Annotated in this window: 20 protein-coding genes and 5 pseudogenes; 15 read left to right on the plus strand and 10 right to left on the minus strand. The window is 68.3% G+C overall.

What is annotated here, in order from left to right; translation table 11 throughout:
- Nucleotides 1-43: 43 nt before the first annotated feature.
- The 4 genes and pseudogenes from QQK48_RS01930 to QQK48_RS01945 all read right to left on the minus strand — a co-directional run.
- Nucleotides 44-247, minus strand: a pseudogene (locus tag QQK48_RS01930) (transglutaminase N-terminal domain-containing protein); the annotation flags it as partial.
- Nucleotides 226-1,149, minus strand: a complete 924-nt coding sequence (locus QQK48_RS01935; RefSeq protein ID WP_284327305.1) for an alpha-E domain-containing protein — start codon at nucleotides 1,147-1,149, stop codon at nucleotides 226-228. The gene QQK48_RS01935 and the pseudogene QQK48_RS01930, both read right to left, overlap by 22 nt.
- Nucleotides 1,143-2,675, minus strand: a pseudogene (locus QQK48_RS01940) (circularly permuted type 2 ATP-grasp protein). Before QQK48_RS01940 ends, QQK48_RS01935 begins: the two are co-directional and overlap by 7 nt.
- 180 nt (nucleotides 2,676-2,855) lie before the next feature.
- A complete protein-coding gene (locus QQK48_RS01945; RefSeq protein WP_348523380.1) occupies nucleotides 2,856-3,965 on the minus strand; it encodes an MFS transporter in 1,110 nt (369 codons plus the stop codon).
- Between the two features lie 475 nt (nucleotides 3,966-4,440).
- On the opposite strand from QQK48_RS01945, the pseudogene QQK48_RS01950 reads away from it, so the two are divergent.
- From QQK48_RS01950 to moaA, 10 genes and pseudogenes are all read left to right on the plus strand, one after another.
- Nucleotides 4,441-8,141 (plus strand): annotated as a pseudogene (locus QQK48_RS01950) (nitrate reductase subunit alpha).
- A pseudogene (gene narH, locus QQK48_RS01955) lies at nucleotides 8,138-9,781 on the plus strand (nitrate reductase subunit beta). The pseudogenes QQK48_RS01950 and narH overlap by 4 nt, the downstream one beginning before the upstream one ends.
- A 113-nt stretch (nucleotides 9,782-9,894) precedes the next feature.
- Nucleotides 9,895-10,155, plus strand: coding sequence for a nitrate reductase molybdenum cofactor assembly chaperone (locus tag QQK48_RS01960; RefSeq protein WP_284327306.1), 261 nt, complete (start codon nucleotides 9,895-9,897; stop codon nucleotides 10,153-10,155).
- Nucleotides 10,127-10,405 carry a hypothetical protein gene (locus QQK48_RS01965; protein ID WP_284327307.1) on the plus strand — a complete coding sequence of 93 codons (279 nt, stop codon included), beginning with the start codon at nucleotides 10,127-10,129 and terminating at the stop codon, nucleotides 10,403-10,405. Before QQK48_RS01960 ends, QQK48_RS01965 begins: the two co-directional genes overlap by 29 nt.
- Complete coding sequence (locus tag QQK48_RS18710; protein ID WP_348523381.1) at nucleotides 10,402-10,683, plus strand: respiratory nitrate reductase subunit gamma; 282 nt, start codon at nucleotides 10,402-10,404, stop codon at nucleotides 10,681-10,683. The genes QQK48_RS01965 and QQK48_RS18710 overlap by 4 nt, the downstream gene beginning before the upstream one ends.
- Entirely contained in the window at nucleotides 10,607-11,173 is a 567-nt protein-coding gene (gene narI, locus QQK48_RS01970; RefSeq protein WP_348523382.1) for a respiratory nitrate reductase subunit gamma, read from the plus strand. The genes QQK48_RS18710 and narI overlap by 77 nt, the downstream gene beginning before the upstream one ends.
- A 72-nt stretch (nucleotides 11,174-11,245) precedes the next feature.
- Complete coding sequence (locus tag QQK48_RS01975; RefSeq protein WP_284327308.1) at nucleotides 11,246-11,776, plus strand: PH domain-containing protein; 531 nt, start codon at nucleotides 11,246-11,248, stop codon at nucleotides 11,774-11,776.
- Nucleotides 11,777-11,877: 101 nt separating this feature from the next.
- Nucleotides 11,878-12,375 (plus strand): MogA/MoaB family molybdenum cofactor biosynthesis protein, encoded by a 498-nt coding sequence (locus tag QQK48_RS01980; RefSeq protein WP_284327309.1) that lies wholly within the window; start codon nucleotides 11,878-11,880, stop codon nucleotides 12,373-12,375.
- Complete coding sequence (locus QQK48_RS01985) at nucleotides 12,372-12,785, plus strand: molybdenum cofactor biosynthesis protein MoaE (protein WP_284327310.1); 414 nt, start codon at nucleotides 12,372-12,374, stop codon at nucleotides 12,783-12,785. The genes QQK48_RS01980 and QQK48_RS01985 overlap by 4 nt, the downstream gene beginning before the upstream one ends.
- Nucleotides 12,782-13,784, plus strand: a pseudogene (gene moaA, locus QQK48_RS01990) (GTP 3',8-cyclase MoaA). The gene QQK48_RS01985 and the pseudogene moaA overlap by 4 nt, the downstream one beginning before the upstream one ends.
- Here the strand turns inward: moaA and QQK48_RS01995 are convergent.
- On the minus strand, nucleotides 13,781-14,173 hold the full coding sequence (locus tag QQK48_RS01995) for a DUF488 domain-containing protein (RefSeq protein ID WP_284327311.1): 393 nt from the start codon (nucleotides 14,171-14,173) through the stop codon (nucleotides 13,781-13,783). The pseudogene moaA and the gene QQK48_RS01995 overlap by 4 nt on opposite strands.
- Before the next feature lie 150 nt (nucleotides 14,174-14,323).
- Between QQK48_RS01995 and QQK48_RS20995 the strand changes: the two genes are divergently transcribed.
- The 5 genes from QQK48_RS20995 to QQK48_RS02020 all read left to right on the plus strand — a co-directional run bounded on the left by QQK48_RS20995 (nucleotide 14,324) and on the right by QQK48_RS02020 (nucleotide 17,909).
- Complete coding sequence (locus QQK48_RS20995; protein WP_284327312.1) at nucleotides 14,324-14,860, plus strand: flavin reductase family protein; 537 nt, start codon at nucleotides 14,324-14,326, stop codon at nucleotides 14,858-14,860.
- Nucleotides 14,861-14,924: 64 nt separating this feature from the next.
- A complete protein-coding gene (locus QQK48_RS02005; RefSeq protein ID WP_284327313.1) occupies nucleotides 14,925-15,329 on the plus strand; it encodes a TOBE domain-containing protein in 405 nt (134 codons plus the stop codon).
- Nucleotides 15,326-16,099: a molybdate ABC transporter substrate-binding protein gene (gene modA, locus QQK48_RS02010; protein ID WP_284327314.1), complete on the plus strand. Its 774-nt coding sequence runs from the start codon at nucleotides 15,326-15,328 to the stop codon at nucleotides 16,097-16,099. The genes QQK48_RS02005 and modA overlap by 4 nt, the downstream gene beginning before the upstream one ends.
- Nucleotides 16,096-16,953: an ABC transporter permease gene (locus QQK48_RS02015; RefSeq protein WP_284327315.1), complete on the plus strand. Its 858-nt coding sequence runs from the start codon at nucleotides 16,096-16,098 to the stop codon at nucleotides 16,951-16,953. The genes modA and QQK48_RS02015 overlap by 4 nt, the downstream gene beginning before the upstream one ends.
- A gap of 23 nt (nucleotides 16,954-16,976) precedes the next feature.
- On the plus strand, nucleotides 16,977-17,909 hold the full coding sequence (locus QQK48_RS02020; protein WP_284327316.1) for an ABC transporter ATP-binding protein: 933 nt from the start codon (nucleotides 16,977-16,979) through the stop codon (nucleotides 17,907-17,909).
- A gap of 8 nt (nucleotides 17,910-17,917) precedes the next feature.
- On the opposite strand, the gene QQK48_RS02025 is transcribed toward QQK48_RS02020, so the two are convergent.
- The 5 genes from QQK48_RS02025 to QQK48_RS02045 are packed head-to-tail and all read right to left on the minus strand — an operon-like array spanning nucleotide 17,918 to nucleotide 19,639.
- The gene (locus QQK48_RS02025; RefSeq protein WP_284327317.1) at nucleotides 17,918-18,157 is read right to left on the minus strand and encodes a MoaD/ThiS family protein; all 240 of its coding nucleotides are present in this window, start codon (nucleotides 18,155-18,157) and stop codon (nucleotides 17,918-17,920) included.
- Nucleotides 18,157-18,423: a DUF6457 domain-containing protein gene (locus QQK48_RS02030; RefSeq protein ID WP_284327318.1), complete on the minus strand. Its 267-nt coding sequence runs from the start codon at nucleotides 18,421-18,423 to the stop codon at nucleotides 18,157-18,159. The genes QQK48_RS02025 and QQK48_RS02030 overlap by 1 nt, the downstream gene beginning before the upstream one ends.
- Nucleotides 18,424-18,441: 18 nt before the next feature.
- Nucleotides 18,442-19,002 carry a molybdenum cofactor guanylyltransferase gene (gene mobA / locus QQK48_RS02035; protein WP_284327319.1) on the minus strand — a complete coding sequence of 187 codons (561 nt, stop codon included), beginning with the start codon at nucleotides 19,000-19,002 and terminating at the stop codon, nucleotides 18,442-18,444.
- Complete coding sequence (gene moaC, locus QQK48_RS02040; RefSeq protein WP_284327320.1) at nucleotides 18,999-19,469, minus strand: cyclic pyranopterin monophosphate synthase MoaC; 471 nt, start codon at nucleotides 19,467-19,469, stop codon at nucleotides 18,999-19,001. Before moaC ends, mobA begins: the two co-directional genes overlap by 4 nt.
- Nucleotides 19,466-19,639 (minus strand): hypothetical protein, encoded by a 174-nt coding sequence (locus tag QQK48_RS02045; RefSeq protein ID WP_284327321.1) that lies wholly within the window; start codon nucleotides 19,637-19,639, stop codon nucleotides 19,466-19,468. Before QQK48_RS02045 ends, moaC begins: the two co-directional genes overlap by 4 nt.
- Nucleotides 19,640-19,774 lie beyond the last annotated feature (135 nt).

Consider the following 19,774-nt stretch of genomic DNA (forward strand, 5'->3'; position numbering starts at 1 on the left):
CGTCGACCGTGAGGCTGCGGTGCGGCTGCAGCACCTCGAAGGTGGTGACGTCGCACTCCCAGTAGTCGCGATAGGAGGAGCGCCATGACACCGGCGAGATGTCCACGGACGAGTCGAGCACACGCTGTCGTGGAAGCCACGCAGGAGTGACCCGCGCCTCGTTGTAGGACGATCCCACATCGGCCGCGTAGCGGAAGTGGGTCCGGTGTTCGATGCGCAGCGTGGTCACAATGCCTCCTGGTTCCACACGACGGTCGCGTCGGGCAGGAAGTAGCGATCGCGGATGATGTCCGATGCCGTGGCACAGGCCTTCTGGACGGCCTGCATCTGAAACGCGAGGTCGTCAAGGATCTCCCTGACCGGCGAGTACTCGAGGTTGGTGCGGGCGCGGCCAAGGGCCAGTTGCGCACGCCCGGCGAGAGTGCGGGAACGCGCGGACCCCTCGATGTCCGCGAGGATCGACTCCGCCATGTCGAGGTTGTAGGCGATGGAACGCGGAAAGAGCCGGTCTACGAGCAGGAACTCCGCGGCGCGTTCCTCCGTGACCAGGGCGCGCACGGTCCGCAGGTATGCCTCGTGTGCGGAGCAGGTGCGCAGGAGCGTGGTCCAGTCGGGCCCCGTGGTGCCGTCAAGGGAACGCGTCATGAGCAGGCGGGCGATCATGTCTGCGCGCTCAAGCGAACGGCCGAGTTCGAGGAAGTGCCAGGCGTCGTCGCGGGACGTGGTGGCCGAGGCGAGCCCGCGCACCACCGCGGTGCGCTCGCGCACCCACACGAAGTACTCATGTGGACGCGCGGCTCGCGACCATCGTGAGAGTTCCATGCGGGTGGTGTTCAGCGACTCCCACACCTCTGTCGAGATCACCTCGCGAGCACGCCGGGCGTTCTCGCGTGCGGCCATCAGCGAGCCAGCGATCGAGGAGGTCCTGTCGCGGTCAAAGGCGAGACGTTGGAGGACATCGGACCGGGTCACGGGGCCGTCCGCCTCGGCGCTCATCACCGTCAGGATGGAGGCGTTGGCGCTGGGCTCATCGACCCAGGGGTCCTCGAGCAGGACGTTGAGGTGGACGTCGAGCAGGCGGGCGGTATTGTCCGCACGCTCCACGTAGCGGCCAATCCAGAACAGCGACTCGGCGATACGGCTCAGCATTCCGAGCCTCCTTCCGCCTGCTGCTGTTGTTGTTGCTGCTGTTGGCCCGCGACCGCGTCCTCGGGGTGTGCCGTCTGCGGCACCGCCTGCATGCCGCCAAACTCGACCTTGGCCTCGGGTGCCTGACGCGGAGTGCGATCCCGCACGCCACCGAGCACCCACGTGTCCTTGGACCCACCCCCTGAGACGAGTTGACGATGAGCCTGGCCACGCTCCAGCGCAACCCTGGTGAGGCCACCGGGCAGCACCCACACGTCGTCGCCGTCATTGATGGCGAAGGGACGGAGGTCCACGTGGCGCGGCTCGAGCCCGTCCTCGGTCAAGGTTGGCACGGTCGAGAGCCTGCACGACCGGCTGGGCAATCCAACCACGCGGGTCCTCGAGGATGCGCTCCTTCGCGGCAGCGAGGTCGGCGCTCGATGCCTTGGGCCCGATGAGCACCCCCTTGCCGCCCGCGCCGTCGACGGGCTTCACCACGAGTTCGTCGAGCCGGTCGAGCACCTCCTCACGCGCGTCGCGTTCCTCGAGCCGCCACGTGTCGACGTTGGGCAGGATGGGGTCTTCCTCGAGGTAGTACCGGGTGAGGTCGGGCATGTAGGTGTAGATGAGCCTTGTCGTCGGCCACGCCGTTGCCGATGGCGTTGGCGATGGTGACGTTGCCCTGGCGTGCCGCGTTCACGAGTCCCGGCGCCCCGAGCGCGGAATCGGGCCGGAACTGGACGGGATCGAGGTAGTCGTCGTCCACCCGGCGGTAGATGACGTCGACCCGACGCCTGCCTGCCGTGGTGCGCATGTACACGCGGCCGTTGACGGTCTCGAGGTCGCGCCCCTCGACCAGGCTCCACGCCCATGGTCCGCGCCAGCAGCGAGTGCTCGTAGTACGCCGAGTTGTACACGCCGGGCGTGAGCACCACGATGGTCGGGTCGTCCACCCCCTCGGGAGCAGACTTCGCCAGGGCCGAGCGCAGACGCCGCGAGTACTCGAGGACTGGGCGAATCCCCATCGCTCCGAACATCTCCGGGAACATCTGGCTCATGGCCCGCCGGTTCGAGAGCACGTAACTCACCCCCGACGGCACCCGCACGTTGTCTTCGAGCACGCGCCAGATGCCGTGTTGGTCCCTGACCAGATCAATGCCGCCCACGTGGACGCGCACGCCGTTGGCGGGCTCTACCCCCGCCACCTGGCGGTAGTAGTACTGGCTGGAGGCGATGAGGCGGCGCGGCACGAGACCATCGGTCACACAACGCTGCGAGCCATACACATCCGCGAGAAAGGCCTCAAGTGTCCTGACCCGTTGCGCGACACCGGGCGAGATGATGTCCCATTCATCGGAGCCCACCACCCGCGGCACGATGTCGAGAGGAAACGGACGCTCCTCGCCGGCGTGGTCAAAGGTCACGCCCTGAGCGAGATACGTGGAGGCAAGCGCCTCCGCTCGGGAGTAGAGGTCGTCTCCACTCATGCGGTCGATCTCGGTGTAGACGTGCCGATAGTGCTCGCGAACGTTGCCGTCGAGGTCCATCGCCTCATCCCACGCCGCGGACGGCGTGTATCCGCTCCAGGGGTCGCCGCTGCGCTCATGACCCCACGTTAACCAGGAATCATGTCCGCCGCGTGGCGGCGGTGTGTCGCGACGGTTGCGCGGCGCGCGCTCGCCGCGCCACCGTCGCGCGCCGCGCCTGGCCTGGGCTTCTCGGCACCCTTACGGGCGTAGTACCACCACGCGAGGGCGGTGCCCACGAGCGAAAGCGCCACCCACCACCAGAACAGCACGGCCTCGGGGGCCGATGCCACGATCACCGAGAAGAAGAACGGCCCGAATGCGGCGATCGCGGCGGTGAAGCCGATCACGCCGCCGGACTGGCGGCGCTCGAAGATCGACGGCATCTGCTTGAAGGTCGAGGCGTTGCCCGCGCCGGAGAAGAAGAAGATGGCGAGCATGCCCCACAGGAACTTGGGGAAGTCGTCGACCGAGTCGGGAGACAGCCTGGAACGCCGTGTAAGCACAGGAGGCGGCGACGCCCGCGCACGCGAAGACGGAGACCTTTCCTCCCCCGAGTCGATCCGACACGGGGCCGAAGGCGACACGCGCCGCAGAGCCGATCAGGGCGCCGAGGAAGGCGTACTGCGCCGGGTTGATGCCCGCGTCGCCAAAGACGTCGGTGCCGAACGTCGTGTCAATGAGCAGCGCGAAGATGGCAGCGAAACCGGAGAAGGCGCCGAAGTTCACCACGTACAACACGGTCATGATCCACGTGTGCTTGTTCGAGAAGATGTCGAACTGATCCGAGACCTTCGAGACGCGAATGGGCACGGACTTCAGCAGGAGCCACGCAAGGATGGTGCCGATCACCGTCAGCGAGGACCACGCGTACGCCGCGTTCTGATACCAGACGTCCACGGATTCGCCGGTCGCGGCATCAGTCATGGTCTGCGGGTCGCCGATCGCCCACGAGAAGGCGCCGCCCAGCAGCATGAAGTAACGATCCACGGGGTGGCGAGCCTGAACAATGGAGACGCCGAAGTTGCCGACACCGGCCTGGACGCCGAGCGCGGTGCCTGCCTTGGAGCGCGGGAAGAAGTATGAGGTCGACGGCATGAACCCGGCGAAGGCGCCACCGCCGATGCCCGTGAGGAAGGCGAGGAAGAGCAGGAACCAGTACGGCGTCTCGGGGTTTTGGACGGCGAGCGCCCAGCCGATGATGGGCACCAGCAGGAGGCCCGTCGAGTACGTCACGAGCCGGCGCGTGCCCAGGATGGGCGGCAGGAACATCCACACCAGGCGCAGCAGGCCGCCCGAGAGTCCGGGCATCGACGTCAGCCAGTAGAGCCTGCGACTTCGAGATGTCGAAACCAAGGTCATTGAGGACGGGCGCCACCGCCGAGACCAGGAACCACACGATGAAGCACAGCGTGAGGTTGAACGTGGTGACCCACAGCGTCCGCCACGCGAGCGACTTGTTCCAGTCGGGACCCTCCGGATCCCAGTCCGTCAACCACTCCGAGCCCTTGCGCGCGGGCAACGCCCCAGCCTCGCTCATGTGATCTCACCTCTCCGTGGGATACCGTCCCGACCCACGCTAGCGGCTTCCAACACCGCGTGCCCGGCGGACGCATTTACGCACACCATTGATGCGTAAAAGGGTGAGGTACCAGGCGAATCGATCCGTAGGACGTTAGTCCCGGCTCGCCTTGCGAGGGGTGCTCCAATCTGCCAGAGTGCTAAAGACGGGCCACTGCGACGGCGCAGCGACCCCTGCACATCGCGCCACATCTGAGGAGAGCCGATGACCCCCACGGACCCCGTCGACCGGACCATTGCAGGCAGTTTCCTCGTCAACGCCGGACGCTTCCTCCACAAGGGCGAGGTGTCCGATGACCTGAGGTCAGTGACGCTGAAGGGCGGCCGCGGCGCGGATGTCTTTTACCGGGACCGCTGGAGCCACGACAAGATCGTCCGCTCGACCCACGGAGTGAACTGCACCGGATCGTGCTCCTGGAAGGTGTACGTCAAGGACGGCGTGATCACCTGGGAGAACCAGCAGACCGACTATCCGTCGGTGGGGCCCGACAGCCCCGAGTATGAGCCTCGCGGCTGCCCCCGTGGCGCCGCCTTCTCCTGGTACACCTACTCTCCGACCCGCGTGAAATACCCCTACATCCGTGCCACGCTCCTCGAGCCTGTACCGCGCAGCAAAGGCCACACACAAGGACCCCGTTGACGCGTGGGCGTCGATTCAGGACGATCCGGAGGCGCGGCGCTCGTACCAACGCGCACGGGGCAAGGGCGGCCTGGTGCGCGCGTCATGGGCCGAGGCCAAGGAGATCGTCGCGGCCGCCCACGTGCACGCCATCAAGCGCCACGGACCGGACCGTGTCTTCGGCTTCTCGCCGATTCCGGCGATGTCGATGGCGTCCCACGCCGCGGGCAGCCGCTTTATCTCCCTGCTCGGCGGCTCCATGCTCTCGTTCTACGACTGGTACTGCGACCTTCCCGTGGCCTCGCCGCAGGTGTTTGGCGACCAGACCGACGTGCCCGAGTCCGCCGACTGGTACAACGCGAGTTACCTGATCATGTGGGGGCGAACGTGCCCGTCACCCGCACTCCCGACGCGCACTTCATGACGGAGGCGCGCTACCGCGGCCAGAAGGTCGTGGTGGTCTCCCCCGACTACGCCGACAACACCAAGTTCGCCGACGAGTGGATGAGCCCGCACCCCGGCACGGACGGCGCGGTCGCGATGGCCATGGGTCACGTGATCCTCAAGGAGTTCTTCATCGACCGGCAGGTGCCCCGGTTCGTCGACTACGTGAAGCGCTACAGCGACCTGCCGTACCTCATCACCCTCAAGGAGAAGGACGGGGCGTACGTCCCGGACAAGTTCGTCACGGCCGCGGACCTGGGCGACACCAGCGAGAACGCGCAGTTCAAGACCGTTCTCGTGGACGCCGCCACGGGCCGCCCCCACGTGCCCAATGGCTCTCTTGGCCATCGCTTCGGGGCCGAGGGTGAAGGCAAGTGGAACCTCGACCTCGAGGGTGTCGACCCGGCACTGTCGATGTACCAAGCATCGGGCACCGAGGCGGCGGAAATCTTGCTGCCCCGCTTCGACGCTCCGCAAGACACCCACGAGGGCGGCACGGCGCATCGGCGCGGCGTACCCGTGGGCCGCCTCGACACCGTGGCGGGCGAGCGACTCGTGACCACCGTCTACGACGTCATGCTCGCGCAGTACGGCGTGGGCCGCGACGGGCTTCCCGGCGACTGGCCGGCGGGCTACGACGACGACGAGCCCTACACGCCCGCATGGCAGGAGCCCATCACGGGCGTGCCCGCGGCCCTGGTGGAGCGGGTCGGGCGAGAATTCGCCCGCAACGCCGAGAAGTCCGGGGGCGCTCCATGATCATCCTCGGCGCTGGCACCAACCACTGGTTCCATTCGGACACGACCTACCGGACGTTCCTGTCGCTGATCACCCTGACAGGCTGTCAGGGCGTCAACGGTGGCGGCTGGGCACACTACGTGGGCCAGGAAAAGTGCCGCCCCGTCACCGGCTGGGCCGCGCTCGCCAACGCACTGGACTGGACGCGGCCACCGCGCCACATGATCACCACCGCGTGGGCGTATGTGAACACCAACCAGTGGAAGTATGACGCGCTGGGCCCCGACGCCCTGGCCTCGCCGCTCGGCGAAGGGACCTTCGCGGGCAAGTCGATGATGGGCACACTCGCTCAGTCCGCCCGCTCGGGCTGGATGCCCACCTATCCCACCCTCAACACCAACTCGCTCGACCTCGGCGACGCGATCAAGGCATCGGGCCAGACGCCGGGCGAGTACCTGGGCCCGCGCCTCAACGACGGCACCGTGAAGTTTGCCGTCGAGGATCCCGATGCGCCCGAGAACTGGCCGCGCGTGCTCACCGTGTGGCGCGCCAATCTGCTCGGCTCGTCCGCGAAGGGCAACGAGTACTTCCTGCGCCATCTGCTCGGCACCGACCACTCCGTGGGCGCCGAGCAGACCTCGCCGGAGAAGCGCCCTGCGGACGTGGTGTGGCGTGACGATGACCACGGCAAGGCTCGATCTCCTCGTGGACATCGACTACCGCATGACGTCCACGGGCGTGTTCTCCGACATCGTGTTCCCGGCCGCTACCTGGTACGAGAAGCACGACCTGTCGAGTACCGACATGCACCCCTTCGTGCACGCCTTCACCCCGGCGATCTCTCCGCCGTGGGAGACCAAGAGCGATTACGACACCTTCCAGGAGCCTGGGCCGCGAGGTGTCGCGCCTCGCGGTGGGCCATCTCGACACCCGCACCGACCTGGTCGCCGCGCCCCTCAGCCATGACACCCCGGACGCCATGGCGACGCCGGGCGGCATCGTCAAGGACTGGAAGGCCGGAGAGGTCGACTTCGTGCCCGGCGTCACGGCCCCTGGCTGATCCTCGTCGAGCGTGACTACACGCAGATCGGCGACAAGATGAGCGCCGTGGGCCCCCTCATCGAGAAGCCTGGGCACCGCCACCAAGGGCGTCGCCTTCAAGCAGGCGCCCGAGGTGGAACTGCTCGCCCAGGTCAACGGCGTCATCGCCGATGGCCCCATGGCCGGACGTCCCTCGTTGACCACGGCTCGGGACGCCTGCGAGATGATCCTCGCGCTGTCCGGTACGACGAACGGGCGCGTGGCGGTCGAGGGATTCCGGGCGCTCGAGAAGCGCACTGGCCAGAGGCTCGCTGACCTCGCCGAGGACCACGAGGGCAACCGCATCACTTTCGCGGACACCCAGGCACGGCCGGTGCCCGTCATCACCAGCCCCGAGTGGTCTGGATCGGAACACGGCGGCCGGCGCTACACGGCGTTCGCCATCAATGTGGAACGGCTCAAGCCGTGGCACACGCTGACCGGACGCCAGCACTTCTTCATCGACCACGACTGGATGACGGAACTCGGTGAGCAACTGCCGACGTTCCGACCGCCGCTCAACATGCAGCGCATCAGCCAGGATGGCCCCCAGCCGGACGGCGCCGCCGTGGAGGTGCGCTACCTCACACCCCACTCGAAGTGGTCTATCCACTCGAACTACCAGGACAATCAGTACATGCTGTCGCTGTCGCGCGGCGGCCCCGATGTCTGGATGAGTGTGGAAGACGCCGAATCCATCGGGGTCAAGGACAACGACTGGATCGAGGCGTACAACCGCAACGGTGTGGTGGTGGCCCGTGCCGTGGTGTCCCACCGCATGCCACGCGGCACCGTGTACATGTATCACGCGAAGGATCGCCTGGTCGACGTGCCGTTGTCGGAGAAGTCCGGGCGTCGCGGCGGCATCCACAACTCGCTCACGCGCCTGGTGCTGAAGCCCACACACCTGATCGGCGGGTACGCGCAGCCTGTCTTTCGCCTTCAACTACTACGGCCCCACAGGAAACCAGCGTGACGAAGTCACGTTGATCCGCCGCCGCTCCCAGGAGGTGACGTACCGATGAAGGTCATGGCTCAGGTCGGCATGGTGATGAACCTCGACAAGTGCATCGGCTGCCACACATGTTCGGTCACGTGCAAGCAGGCGTGGACCAACCGCGACGGCATGGAGTACGCGTGGTTCAACAACGTGGAGACGCGCCCCGGGCTCGGCTACCCGCGTACCTACCAGGACCAGGACAAGTGGAAGGGCGGCTGGGAACTCAACCGGAGAGGAAAGCTCGTCCTCAAGCAGGGCGGGCGCACCAAGCGCCTCCTGTCGATCTTCTCCAACCCGGTCCTTCCCGAGGTCTCCGACTACTACGAGCCGTGGACGTATGACTACGACACGCTGCTGAATTCGCCTCCCACGGAACACACCCCCGTGGCGACACCGCACTCGGCGATCTCCGGCGAGCCGATGGCCATTCGGTGGTCCGCGAACTGGGACGACGACCTAGGCGGCGCCGCGGAGTACGGCCCCCAGGACCCCGTCATCAAGAAGATCAAGGATCACGTCACGGACAGGGTCAAGTTCGAGTTCGAACAGGCCTTCATGTTCTACCTACCGCGCATTTGCGAACACTGTCTGAACCCCGCCTGCGTCGCATCCTGCCCCTCGGGCGCGATGTACAAGCGCTCCGAGGACGGCATCGTGCTGGTTGACCAGGACGCGTGCCGCGGCTGGCGCATGTGCGTCACGGGATGTCCGTACAAGAAGGTGTACTTCAACCACAACACCGGCAAGGCCGAGAAGTGCACGCTGTGCTACCCCCGCATCGAGGCGGGCCAACCCACCGTGTGCTCCGAAACGTGCGTGGGACGCCTGCGATACCTGGGCCTCTTCCTCTACGACGCTGACCGGGTTGCCGCCGCTGCCGCCACCCCCAACGAGAAGGACCTCTACGAGGCTCAGGCTCGACCTCATCCTCGACCCGAACGACCCTGCGGTGCAGGCCCAGGCCCGCAAGGACGGCATCGCCGAGGACTGGATTGTCGCCGCGACCAAGTCGCCCGTGTACAAGTTGGCGAAGGAGTACCGGGTGGCGCTGCCGTTCCACCCGGAATACCGCACCATGCCGATGGTCTGGTACATCCCCCCGCTGTCGCCCATCGTCGATGCGCTGCGCGAGACGGGGCACGATGCCGAGGACGCCGACAACCTCTTTGGGGCGCTGCGATCATTGCGCATCCCGGTCGAGTACCTCGCGGAACTGTTCACGGCCGGCGACGCCGCACCCGTGTTGCGCAGCCTCGACACCCTCTCGGCCATGCGTTCCTACATGCGTGACGTCAACATCGGCGACGATCCTCGACCCGAGCCTTGCGGAGGCCGTCGGCCTCACGGAGCCTGCGGTTGATGGAGTTGTACCGACTCCTCGCGGTCGCGAAGTATGAAGACCGCTACGTCATCCCCGCCGCGCACGCCGAGGTGGCGCAGGAACTCGACGACCTCGCCTGCGCGCTCGACGGCGAAGGCGGACCCGGCCAGTTCGCCTCGCCCCCTCCGCGGGCGGTCAGCAACGAGTCGTTCCACGTCCTCAAGGCAGTCAGGGCCGAACGCGCCTCCGGCTCTCTCGCCACGTCCACCGCGGTGGACCTTCCTCACTGGGACGGCAAGGGCGTCGCGCTCGGCATGCCCAAGATCAGGAGCTCCGATGACTGACGAGATTGCCGCGGCCCGCCTCGCCGCGTCCTGGCTGCTGTGGTATCCGGACACCGAGGCTCATCGGGCGCCTCGACGCGATCGAAGCAGTATGTACGCAGGCACCCGCCGCCGTGGGGACTCCCCTCACGCGCTTCACGTCGCACCTGCGCGCCACCGATCTGGTGGAACTGCAGAAGCACTACGTCGCGACGTTCGACACCAAGCGCCGCACCAGCCCGTACCTGTCGTTCTGGACGGACGGCGATACCCGCAACCGGGGTCTCGCGATCCTCAGGTTCAAGCAGGCCTACCTCGAGCACGGTTTCAGCATCGGCGACGAGGAGCCTTCCCGATCACCTGTCGGTGGTGTTGGAGTTTGCCGCACGGGGTGATCGCCTCACCGGCGACGCCCTCCTGGTGGAGCACCGCGTGTCCATCGGCCTGCTGCGGGAGGCACTCGCCAAGGCGGAATCTCCCTACGCGGCGGTCGTGGACGGCATCCTCGCCACCCTGCCGCCGTTGACCGACGAGATCCGCGAGCGCATGACGCAACTCGCTCGCCAGGGCCCGCCGCAGGAAAGCGTGGGGCTCGAACCCTTCGCTCTCCTCCCCGTGCTCGAATCCCAAGGAGGAAGACGATGATCCTCGCCGAGGTCGCGGCCGCCGAACCGAGCGCGGCCATGGAAATCCTGTGGGTGGCACTGCCGTACACGGTGATCGCCACCATGATCACCGGGCTGATCTGGCGCTACCGCTACGACAAGTTCGGGTGGACCACGAGGTCGAGCCAGGCTCTACGAGAAGCGTCTGCTGCGCATCGCCTCGCCGCTGTTTCACTTCGGCATGCTCGCGGTCATCGCGGGCCATGTGATCGGCCTCATGATTCCCGAGTCCTGGACCGAAGCCATGGGCATCAATGAGCACACCTACCACGTCCTCACGCTGCCGCTCAGCCTCGTGGCGGGCGCCTGCACCATCGTCGGGCTCGCCCTGCTGATCTACCGCAGGCGGACGGTGACGCGTGTGCTGGAACGCACCTCCACCGGCGACAAGATCATGTATGTGTTCCTCGGGCTCGCCGTCACGCTCGGCGTCCTCGCGTCGTGGTGGGCGTCGGGCATCTTCAACGACGGCCACAACTACCGGGAGGACGTCTCGGTCTGGTTCCGCTCCATCCTGATCTTCCAGCCCGACGGCGCGGCCATGGCGGGTGCCCCGATGTGGTTCCAACTGCATGCGATCGCAGGCATGATGCTCTTCGCCATCTGGCCCTTCACGAGGCTCGTCCACGTGTTCTCTGCGCCGCTGCAGTACGTGGCGCGCCCCTACGTGGTGTACCGCTCGCGGGACGCCCAGCCCACGGGCAACCGTGCCCCACGCCGGGGGTGGGAGCCATCGCGGCGCGACTGACACCACGACACGGCCGATGCGATGACGAGTTCCGTCCGGCGCGCCGGGCACGTGCGTCACTAGAGTGTCGCCATGGGATACCCGCGCGCGCTGCTTGCCCCCGACGAGGACGTGGTCGTCGACCGTCACCCGCACTGGAAGGCGCTGTTCTGGCCCATCGCGGTGTCGGTGCTGGCCATCGTCGGCGTGGTGCTGGTGTGGTGGTGGCTGGGGTCGACGGACTGGAGCGCCTCGCTCGAGACGTGGATCGCGATCATCCTCGCGGTGGCGGGCGTGGTTCTGCTGGCCTGGCTCGCCGTCGCGCCGTGGATCAGGTGGCGGACCACGCACTTTGTCATTACCGACCGACGGGTCATCTTCCGCACCGGCGTCTTCACCAAGACGGGCATCGACATTCCCTTGCAGCGGATCAACACCGTGCAGTTCCGGCATGGCCTGATCGATCGGCTCTTCCGCACCGGCACCCTCATCATCGAGTCGGCGTCGGACGACCCGCTCGAGTTCGACGATATTCCGGACGTGGAGAAGGTGCATTCCCTCCTGTACAACGAACTGTTCGACTCGATCGACGGCGAGGACGGGCAGGACAGCACCACGCGCTAGACGGCTCCTCACGGTGGCGCACCCCGGCGCGTGAGGGTGCCGCCACACCGGCGTCGCGTCCCAGGGGTACCGTGGCGTCTCCCGGGACCATTGGAGGATTCATGCCGAGCGATCTCGCCGGGCTCACCGTCTCCGTCATCACCGTGTCCGATCGCTGCGCCGCTGGCGCTGCGGAGGACACTGCCGGGCCGGCCATCGCAGCGGCCGTCCGTGCCGCACACGGAACCGCGACGGTCACCATCGTTCCCGATGGTCTCGAGAGCGTGGCCTCCGCCATTGTTGCCGCGCGCGACGCGGGCGCCCACATCATCATCAGCACCGGTGGCACGGGCGTGGCCCCCAGGGATGTGACGCCAGAGGCGACTGCTCCCCTGCTGGCGCAGCGGCTGCCTGGCCTACCCGAACTGCTGCGCCGCGAGGGCGCTGCCTCGACCCCGATGGCAGCCGTCAGCCGCGGCCTTGCGGGGGTCACGGCGGGCCCGCGGCGCGCCATCGTCATCAACCTGCCGGGGTCCGAGCGCGCAGCGCGCGAGGGCATTGCCACCTTGCTTCCCCTCCTGGCGCACCTGGCGGCGCAGGTGGCCGGAGGTGACCATTGATCTCTCGGATCACCGACGCCACCCTCGACGCTCCAGCACACGTCGCCGCGGTGACGACCAGCGCCGACGGCGCCGTCGCCACGTTCATCGGGCTGGTCCGTGACCACGACCCATCGGTCAGTGGTGAGGTGGTAGCGCTCGAGTACTCGGCCCACCCCGATGCCGAGCAAACCCTCGCCGCCATCGCCCGCGAGATCACGGCGGGCGGCGACGTGCGGGTGGCGGTGAGCCACCGCATCGGCCACCTGGGCGTGGGAGAGGTCGCCATCGTCGCCGCCGTCGCCTCCGCGCACCGTGCGGAGGCCTTCGAGGCCTGCAGGACGCTGGTGGAGCGAGTGAAGGCGGAGGTACCGCTGTGGAAGCGCGAAATTCTCGCGGACGGGTCACACACCTGGGTAGGGATCTCATGACGCATCCGGGCCTGACCGACCGCTTCGGCCGCGTCCACCGCGACCTCCGCATCTCGCTGACCGACCGCTGCTCGCTGAGGTGCACGTATTGCATGCCCGCCGACGGAGTCCCGTGGCTTCAGCGCGACTCCATGCTCAGCACCGATGAGATGGTGCGCATCGCGCGAGTTGCGGTGGAGATGGGCATCGAGGAGATCCGCCTGACCGGCGGCGAGCCGCTCCTGCGCGCCGACGTCGTCGACGTGGTGGACCGGCTCGCACACCTCGACGGCCCGCACGGACATCCGGAGATTTCACTCACCACCAACGGGCTGCGGCTGCCACAGCTTGCCTCGGCCCTGAGGGATGCTGGACTCGCCCGCGTCAACGTGTCTCTCGACACCCTGCGACGGGACCGGTTCCACGAGCTCACCCGGCGCGACAAGGCTCGTCGAGACGCTCGCCGGCATTGCCGCCGCCGAGGCGGCCGGTCTCCACCCGATCAAGATCAACGCGGTGGCCATGCGCGGTGTCAACGACGATGAAGTGGCCGACCTCACCCGATTCTGCGTCGACCACGGCTATCAGATGCGTTTCATTGAGCAGATGCCACTCGATGGAGGCCACACCTGGGATCGCAAGGAGATGGTCACAGGCGAGGAAATCTTGGCGGCGTTGCGCGCCGAATGGACCCTCATCGAACGGAACGATCGCGGCGCGGCACCGGCGCAGGTGTGGGACATCGAGGGTACGGCCGCCTCCGTGGGCGTCATCGCGTCCGTGACGGCGCCGTTCTGCGGCACGTGCGACCGCGTGCGCCTCACCGCGGATGGACAACTCCGCGCATGCCTGTTCTCCCGGGAGGAATCGGACCTTCGCGGCCTTCTGCGTGGGGGTGGCAGCGATGCCGACCTCGCGGACGCGATCGCCGCGAACCTGCGCCTCAAGAAGCCCGGCCACGACATCGACGACCCGGGGTTCCTGCAGCCGGACCGGCCCATGAGCGCCATCGGCGGCTAGCCCGCCCCCAGATCCCCGGCCTCCTCCGCGCGCCGCTGGACTCGTCGAATCTCCTCCAGCAGTACCAGCGCGTGGTTGCGCTGCGGGTCTCGATACGCATAGACCAACGTCACGCGGGGCCGGTCACGGGTCGCCGCGAGCAGGGCATCGATGGCCCCCGACTCCGCCAGTTCGATGCGGTAACGTGCCGCGAACTCGTCGAACGCCTCCCGGTTCGCGTGCCAGCGGTCGCGCAGCGCCGGGCTGGGGGTCACGTCCTTGTTCCATGCGTCGATCGCGGCACGTTCGCGACTCATCCCCCGCGGCCACAGGCGATCCACGAGCACCCGATAGCCATCGGCCTCCTCGGGCGATGCATAGATGCGCTTCACGGCGAAGGTCGTGGCCACGTCCCCTCCCTCGGTAGTCTCGCAAGACGACTCTATCCACCGCCATCGGAGGTCCTCCCGTGCCCACACCCGCCGCCGCCCACGTCGTCGTGACGCCCAAGGTTCACTACGTGGGAACGCCGGTGGCGCTGCTGGGCACGGCCCATCCGGATGGGTCCATCAACCTCGCACCCATGTCCTCCTACTGGGCCCTTGGCCCGCACCTGGTACTGGGGCTTGAGACGGACTCGCGGACCTACGACAACGTCGCGGCGCATCCAGAGATCACCGTCAACTTTCCCTCGCCCTCCCTGTGGGCCTCCGTCGAGGTGCTCGCCGACACGACGGGGCGCGAGGAGGTCCCGGCCGCCAAGCCTCCCCCGCACCCGGTTCGCCGCCGACAAGTTCGCCGAGGCCCGCCTCTCCCCCGTGCCGTCCGACCTGGTGACGCCGCCGCGTGTGAAGGAATGCGCGTTGCAGTTCGAGACCAGGGTGCGCCGTATCACCCCAGGAGTGGGCGACTACGCGATCGTCGAGGCCGAGGTGGTGCGCGTGCACGCCCTGCCCGAGATCGTGAAGCCGGGCACGCAGCACATCGACCCTCGCCAGTGGCAGCCCACCATCTACGCCTTCCGCCACTACTTCGGCCTTGGCGCCGAGGTGGGGCATCGGCCCACGAGCGACACCCATGGAGAACTCGCCATCTAAGGTGACGCATCTGCCTGCGGAAACGGCGTAGACGTGGCGCAAACGCGACACTAGGCTCTCTTTCATGCCGCATTTGCGTATCACCGAGGCCGCCTCGCTACTGGGCGTCTCCGACGACACCGTCCGACGCTGGATCGACAGCGACGGCATTGCGACCGTCAAAGACCCCTCGGGCCGCGTCCTCGTCGACGGCGTCGACGTGGCGCGGCACGCCCGCGAGCGGGCCCACGCCACCCACGACGCGAGTGGTGTCGCACGCTCCGCACGCAACCAGTTCGTCGGCATCGTCACCCACGTCATCGCCGATGCCGTGATGGCCCAGGTCGAGTTGCAGTGCGGTCCCCACCGGGTGGTGTCCCTCATGAGCGCGGAGGCCGTGCGCGAGCTCGGCCTCGAGCCTGGCGTGGTCGCCACGGCTGTCGTGAAGGCCACCACCGTCATCGTCGAGAAGCCCAGGAGCATCGCATGACCCGTCTCACCGCCCCTCCTGTTGCCGGCATTGCGGTCGCCACCGCCCTCGTGGTCTCCCTTGCGGCGTGCAGCGCGAGCGATGAACCCCAGACGCTCACCGTCCACGCAGCGGCGTCGCTCACCGGAGCGATGGGCCAGATCGAGGCCGACTTTGAGGCTGCGCACGAGGGCGTGGACGTGACGCTCAACCTTGGCGGCTCGTCTGGGCTCGCGGCTCAGATCACCGAAGGCGCGCCGGGAGACGTGTTCGCCTCGGCAGACCAGGCGCAGATGTCCGTGGTCACCGACGCGGGACTCGCGGATACGCCCGAGGATTTTGCCTCCAACGCCCTCACCATCGCCGTCGCTCCCGGCAATCCCCTGGGAATCACGGACCTCGCCAGCCTTGCCGCTTCGGACGCCACCGTGGTGGTGTGCGCCGCGCCCGTCCCGTGCGGCGCCGTGACGGAGGAGGTCGAAGCCGCCGCAGGCGTCACGCTCTCCCCCGTCAGCGAGGAGCAGGCGGTCACTGACGTGCTGGCGAAGGTGACGTCGGGCCAGGCCGATGCGGGCCTCGTCTATGTCACCGATGTGGCGGGCTCGGACGGTGCGGCCGATGCGGTCGCGTTAGGCGGCGACGACGCTGTCACCGCAGCGGCAAGCACCACCTATCCGATCGCGACACTGACGGAGTCGGTCAGCCCCGCTCTCGCACAGGAGTTCGTGGAGTACGTACTGTCCGAGGACGGGCAGGCAACTCTCGCGACGTTCGGGTTCGGGGCTCCGTGACGGCTGCCGTCTCCACCATCGCCCGGCCCCGCACGCGCGCGGGCGCCACGGTCACGCCCCGGTGGCTCGCCATCCCTGCGGTGGCGGGCGCAGCCCTCATCGTGCTGCCACTCCTGGGTCTGGTGTCGAGGGTCGACTGGTCGCAACTGCCAACGCTCGTCACCAGCGAGGCGTCCCTCGCAGCGGTGGCACTGTCGGCACGGACCGTCGCCGCGTCGACGGCGCTCGTGGTGCTGCTCGGGGTACCGATGGCGGTCCTCCTGGCGCGCGTCGATTTTCGCGGCAAGACGCTCGTGCGCACGCTGGTCCTGGCTCCCCTGGTGCTCCCGCCGGTCGTCGGAGGACTGGGGCTGCTGTACGCCTTCGGCAAGCGTGGACTCCTGGGCGAGAGCCTTGCGGCGCTCGGCATCGACATCGCGTTCTCCACGACGGCCGTGGTGCTCGCACAGACCTTCGTCGCCCTGCCCTTCTTGGTGCTGAGCCTCGAGGGTGCGCTGCGCGCCGACGGGACACGCTACGAAGACGCGGCCGCGACACTCGGAGCGGGGCCATGGACCACCCTGCGGCGCGTCACGCTGCGCCGGGTTTGGCCCGCGCTCGTCGCCGGAACCGTCATCGCCGCGGCCCGTGCCCTGGGCGAATTCGGTGCCACGTTGACCTTCGCGGGATCCCTCGAGGGCGTGACACGCACCATCCCGCTGGAGATCTACCTCCAGCGCGAGATGGACCCCGATGCGGCGGTCGCCTTGTCGCTCGTGCTGGTGGTGGTGGCACTGCTGGTGGTCGCCCTCGCCTACGGTGGCGCTGCCCGCGCGGCGCGGGCATCGGCGCGCCCCACCCCGGAAGTCCGATGACCGGCCTGGAATGCACGGCGTCCGTGCCGGAACGAGGCGTCGACGCCTCGCTGAGCGTGCGCGCGGGACGGACGGTGGCGCTGCTGGGACCGAACGGTTCGGGCAAATCCACCATGCTCGCGGTCGCCGCCGGCCTCCTGCGGCCCGGCGTGGCGTCCGTGACCGTGGGCGAATCCCCGGCGCTGACCTGTCACGACGACCGCACCTGGGTACCCCCGCATCGGCGCCCCATCACCCTGCTGACGCAGGACCCCTCCCTGTTCGCCGGGATGAGCGTGCTCGAGAACGTGGCCTTTGGCCCGCGTGCGCGAGGCCTGTCCCGTGACGCCGCGCGTGCGGCCGCCCACGGCTGGCTCGAGCGCACCGGCGTCGCCCACCTTGCGTTCGCCCGCGCAGAGTCGCTCTCCGGTGGCCAGGCGCAGCGAGTCGCCATCGCACGGGCGCTTGCCACCGAGCCCACTGTCCTCCTGCTCGACGAACCGCTCGCCGCCCTCGATGTCGATGCGGCAGGCGAGGTCAGGGCCCTGCTCGCCGGTCTCCTCACGAACGTCACGGCCGTCATCGCCACCCATCACCTGCTCGATGCCGCGCTGCTGGCCGACGACGTTGTCGTCATGCACGAAGGACGGGTCGCCGAGCAGGGCACGCGGGCCGATGTCCTCACCCGTCCGCGGCACGAGTTCACGGCCAGGCTGGCCGGGCGCGGCCTGTTGCGCACGCCCACCGGATTCCTCGCTCCGTCACCCGCACAGGTCACTCTGGCCGTCACGGGTGGGGGCTTGCCAGGGACGATCGCGCGAGTCGAGGCACATGCGGAGTCCACGCGGGTGTGGGTCGACGTGCCCGAAGGCATCCTCGCGAGCGACGTCGATCCGGTCACCTCGCCGCCTGCCCTCGTCACCCCCGGCACCGCGGTGACATGCGAGATCGCGCCCGAGGTCAGCACCTACACCTGAGGCGCGCCTCAGCCTCCCGCGAAGGGAGGTAGCACATCCACGAGCGCTCCCGCGGGCACGGGGACGTCATCGCTCGCGCGCGTGCGGTTGACGACGATCGAACACTGCTTCAGGACACGCGAAAAATCCGCACCGAAGCGCGCCGCAAGCGCCTCACGCAGCGCCGCCACCGAGGGCTCGTGCGTCATCGACGCCTCGTCCACTCCCGCGGCCTCGGCCGCTGCGGCGAACAGTCGCACCGTCACCATCAGCCTGGCATCTCCTCAGTCCAGGAAGCCGTCAACGCCGTCGCCGTGGCCAGGGCCTGCTCGAACGCCTCCATCGCGGCGCCCTCGTCAAAGCCATCCTCTGCTATCGCTGCCTGTCCCACGGCGTAGCCGATCAGGAAGGTCGTCAGCGGCGCACTCGGGCGCGCCACGGCGTGGGCCGCGTCCCTGGCCACGTCAAGAAGACGCTGGACGTCGACGACGGCGGTATCAATGCCAAGTTCACCGGCGAGGGCCTCGACCCACACCTCGAGCCTGAGTATTCGTCATGACAACTCCTTCCGCAGGCGTTCCACATCTTCCCAGGTATCCGCGTCTGCCGCCGCGCGAGCCACGGGAACCTCCACCATGGCAAGTCCTTCCGTGAGCCGTCGCATCGACGCGCCCCCGACCTCGCCCACGCTCGCGATCGCGGCCCGCAGCGTGGCGCCGTCATACACCGCGAGGAGGGGCTGCGTGCGCCCATCGGCATCCACGGCCCACGCTCCGTCCCCGTGCCAGGCCTCCAGGAGAACCGGCACCGCATCGGCCACATAGGGCATGTCACAGGCGAGCACAAGGACCGCGTCGGCGGCAGGCGTGGGTAGCGCCGCCATCCCCGCGGCGATCGCGGCCACCGGCCCTCCGTGGTGGGGCACCTCCCTGGCAGTCAGCACCTCGGCAGGCACACCCTCGGGTGGCCCCACCACCACGGTCGTACGAGCGCCCGACGCGGCATCAAGGGTCCGCTCCAGGAGGGTCGCGCCACCCACCATGAGCGCTCCCTTGTCCGCACCATCAAGGCGCGTGGCGCGGCCGCCTGCGAGAACGAGCGCATCAACATTCACGCCCGCGTCCAGTCCCCCGACTTGCCGCCCCGCTTGGACAACAGCCGCACCTCACGGATCGAGGTGGCCTTGTCCAGCCCCTTCACCATGTCGACCATGGTGAGGGCCGCGACCGATGCCGACGTCAGCGCCTCCATCTCGACGCCGGTGCGGTCGGCGGTGCGACAGGTGGCGACGATGCGGACCCCGCCGTCCTCCACGTCGAGGTCCACGGTGACACCGTGGACCCCGATCACGTGGGCGAGCGGCAGCAGTTCCGGTGTGCGCTTGGCCGCAGCGATGCCTGCCACGCGGGCCACCGCAATCGCGTCGCCCTTGGGCACGCCACCTCCGCGCAACGCCTCGACGACGAAGGGCGCGCACACCACGAAGGCCTCGGCCGTCGCCTCCCGCACGGTCGGCTGCTTGGCGGTGACGTCAACCATGCGCGCGTGGCCCCGGTCGTCAAGGTGAGTGAAGTCGTTCACGACAGGATCTCCAGATGGCTCAACATGAAACTCACGGTATCGCCGGGGAGCACCTCGTCAACCTCGGCAGGCACCACCGCTAGGACTCGTCCCTTGGCGAGCGACGCCACCAGGTGGGAGCGCGAGCCCCCTGACGTGGCGGGCCTCAGCGCACCGTTCGGATCGAACACGGCGGGAACGAACTGAGGCTCGCCCGTGCGGTGAGGCCCACCCCACCGCGGCGGGGGCCGCAGGCATCAAGGGCTCCGGCGCTCCCAGCATGGTGCGCACCATGGCTCCCACCACCACGGAGAACGTCACCGCGA

Source organism: Demequina litorisediminis (genome assembly GCF_030161615.1).
GTDB lineage: Bacteria > Actinomycetota > Actinomycetes > Actinomycetales > Demequinaceae > Demequina > Demequina litorisediminis.

Excerpts from the sequence above, each read along its gene's own strand:
- QQK48_RS01975 (WP_284327308.1), top strand. The coding sequence starts at position 11,246 with ATGGGATACCCGCGCGCGCTGCTTGCCCCCGACGAGGACGTGGTCGTC.
- QQK48_RS20995 (WP_284327312.1), top strand. The coding sequence starts at position 14,324 with ATGGGTCCATCAACCTCGCACCCATGTCCTCCTACTGGGCCCTTGGCC.
- QQK48_RS18710 (WP_348523381.1), top strand. The coding sequence starts at position 10,402 with ATGATCCTCGCCGAGGTCGCGGCCGCCGAACCGAGCGCGGCCATGGAA.
- QQK48_RS02005 (WP_284327313.1), top strand. The coding sequence starts at position 14,925 with ATGCCGCATTTGCGTATCACCGAGGCCGCCTCGCTACTGGGCGTCTCC.
- QQK48_RS01945 (WP_348523380.1), bottom strand. The coding sequence starts at position 3,965 with ATGCCCGGACTCTCGGGCGGCCTGCTGCGCCTGGTGTGGATGTTCCTG.
- QQK48_RS01935 (WP_284327305.1), bottom strand. The coding sequence starts at position 1,149 with ATGCTGAGCCGTATCGCCGAGTCGCTGTTCTGGATTGGCCGCTACGTG.
- QQK48_RS01980 (WP_284327309.1), top strand. The coding sequence starts at position 11,878 with ATGCCGAGCGATCTCGCCGGGCTCACCGTCTCCGTCATCACCGTGTCC.
- QQK48_RS02025 (WP_284327317.1), bottom strand. The coding sequence starts at position 18,157 with ATGGTGACGGTGCGACTGTTCGCCGCAGCGGCCGAGGCCGCGGGAGTG.
- narI (WP_348523382.1), top strand. The coding sequence starts at position 10,607 with ATGCTCGCGGTCATCGCGGGCCATGTGATCGGCCTCATGATTCCCGAG.
- modA (WP_284327314.1), top strand. The coding sequence starts at position 15,326 with ATGACCCGTCTCACCGCCCCTCCTGTTGCCGGCATTGCGGTCGCCACC.